The sequence below is a fragment of the Shewanella cutis genome, assembly GCF_022410515.1.
Taxonomy (GTDB): Bacteria; Pseudomonadota; Gammaproteobacteria; order Enterobacterales; family Shewanellaceae; genus Shewanella; species Shewanella cutis.
Genome location: NZ_JACSDI010000041.1, coordinates 1 through 2,595, shown reverse-complemented (window position 1 = coordinate 2,595; position 2,595 = coordinate 1). Strand labels below are relative to the sequence as shown.

Annotated in this window: 1 protein-coding gene and 2 pseudogenes; all 3 read right to left on the bottom strand. The window is 45.0% G+C overall.

The window, feature by feature from the left end:
- A pseudogene (locus tag H9J30_RS21505) lies at positions 1-883 on the bottom strand (IS630 family transposase); the annotation flags it as partial.
- Positions 884-1,332: 449 nt separating this feature from the next.
- A pseudogene (locus tag H9J30_RS21500) lies at positions 1,333-1,581 on the bottom strand (porphobilinogen synthase); the annotation flags it as partial.
- Positions 1,582-1,623: 42 nt separating this feature from the next.
- Positions 1,624-2,313: a DUF2057 domain-containing protein gene (locus tag H9J30_RS21495; RefSeq protein WP_240132837.1), complete on the bottom strand. Its 690-nt coding sequence runs from the start codon at positions 2,311-2,313 to the stop codon at positions 1,624-1,626.
- Positions 2,314-2,595: the final 282 nt, after the last annotated feature.

Sequence of the window (2,595 nt, the reverse complement as noted above, 5' to 3'; positions counted from 1 at the left end):
AAGCCATTGCCAGACTTGCTCTACTGGATTGAGTTCAGGTGAATATGGGGGGAGTTTGACGATACTGAGGTTATCAAAGTCATCGGCCAAATCCTGTTGATGCCAGCCCACGCCGTCCATGATGACCAGCGCATGCCGTCCAAATGCGGTGGCGGTTGAAATCAGTTTTAAATGCTCGTGCATATATTCGCTATTGGCATGCGGGGCAATAATCGCTTGTGTCGCCCCCGTTGCCGGACACACGGCGCCATATAGATACGCATGTTCAAATTGTTGCTGCTTGACGGCCCGTGGACGGGTGCCTTTCTCAGCCCAAATACGGGTGGTAGTATTCTGTTGGCCAAAGCGGGCTTCATCTTGAAACCAAACGTCAATGCGATCGAGTGCAACGTGCCCAGGTGTGTTAAGGATCGTTGCCATCCGGAAGTTTTTTAAAAGCCTCTTGTATAGCCTCAGATTGTTTCGGATGGCGAGAGCGAGTGGTAATCCATGAGAAGCCAAGTTGATGTAACAAGCGGTAGATATTCGCTTGCTTGAACGTCACGCCAAATTCAGACTGAATAAACAGGCCAACATCCTTGGCCATCAACCTGCCACCTTGTGCAGATAGACTTCTGTGCTGTACAAACGCGTTAAGCTTAGCGAGCTGTGGGCTGGAGAGTGTCGCAGGACGGCCCGGATTGGGCGTATCGTCAAGGCCAGTCAGTCCATGGGTTAAATAGGCGGTGACCCAGCGATTGATACTGGTTCTACTGACCTTAAGCATGCTCGCGATGGCGGTACGAGAATGACCTTCAGTGAAATGGAGTAAGGCAAGATAGCGCATACGTTTGCGTGCACTTTTCTCCGATTTAACTAAGGCTGAGATGTGGGGATGATTCATATTTTGTATGATTAAAAACTGATGTTCAATTAGATCACATAATTAATATAATTGGTATAATAGCAAGCAACCCAACAGCTTAAAATTGGATTATGAAACCTGAAACCGCTGAAAGTCTGCTTAGCCTCTCCAAAAGAGAAAAAAATTCGTATAATACCAATCCACATTAGATATTGCCCACTTTAGCCCAATCTCTTGTGCACAAACTTTTTACCCAGTCCTTGAGGATCCTCAATTTAATACGGATTGGTATAAGACTCTTCAACAATACCTTCCTAATCTTCAGTATTTAAGCTGCTGTATTCACAACTATTGATTGTTGGATATTGGATGGGGATTGGTCTGTTTATCCTAAAGTGACAAAGTTAACAGCTTGGTTCTGCCAAACAAAAAGAGCAGCGCTTAGCTGCTCTTTCTGCATGAAATAGGTTTCCCAAATCTGATTGTTTAGCTTCTTTTAACCACTGTGTGGCACGTTTTGCAAAGTAGGTAAGGATGCTATCGGCACAAGCGCGTTTGAAGCAAAGTAATGATTCCATGACGCTCGCCTTTTCTGCTAACCAGCCTGTTTGGATTGCAGCCCTATGCATGACATATTCACCACTCACTTGGTATGCAAAGATAGGTACAGCTAACTCAGTTTTAACGCGATGAACGATATCGAGATATCGCATGCTAGGTTTTACTATCACCATATCTCGAAACGTGAACACACCCTAAATAACAAAGCATACATGGGCTTATTGCTCGCTAATTTTGGCCTTAAAACGTGCTTTGGTCGTGTCATCTGCAAGTTGATACCAATAATCGAGCATATGGCTGATTTCGGCTTGAGTTGGTGTATTGGGCGTTGAACTTTGTTTAATTGTTGTCGTCGGCGTTATCGCCGCAGCTAAGGGCGTTACAGTGTTATTCATCGTAGGAGATGATACTTGAGGTGTGGGTTGCTCTGCCCTTATCGTTAGTGAGGCTAGATGTTGCCCTTGGTTGTATTGAAAGATTTCCTGCTCGAAGTTTCGTCCTATCTGTAGACCATTTTTTAGTAATCTATCTTGGTCAAAGTGAACTGATTGGTTTTGCTTGTTAACAAGCTTTAGTGTGGGGGAATCATTAAACTGTTTTGCGCTTTTAGCTGAGTTGATACTAGGCAATTCAAGCTGTAGTTGTTGATCGGCTTCCTCAAAGCGGATGATCAAAACGTCGGATTGATATCTTACAGAATTTGTCTGCTGCCTATACTGCGTATTATAACGAAAGGCAATTTGGTTCAATCCGTTACTAAGAATCAAGTGAGTAGTGCCTGATGGCTTTTGACCATTGACAGCTAATAGTTCGACACCACTTGGAAGCTGCAGAATCACTTCTGCCGCTACGGGGTGAACACTTGCTAACATGATGACGGAGGCGCACAGGATAGAACGGGATTTCATAGGCTTTCTCTTAGTTGATGTCGCAGTCTAATGATAAGTGAGATAGCGAGTAACACAAAGTGACTGTTCGCGCTGTAAGAACACGTCAGTATTTACCTAGGGCGTGTTGGCGTTTCAGGGGGGCTGCAGTTTGGTTGGCTATTATGCAAGGCAAAGTCCGTGCAGTGTAGTTATTCTACATAAACGGACGATAACGCGGCAGAAAAGCCAGCCAAATGCTGCCCGAAGGGGGCGTCTGACAAGCCCTTGCTCTTACTTTTGGCCATAAGAGCCGCTCGTCAT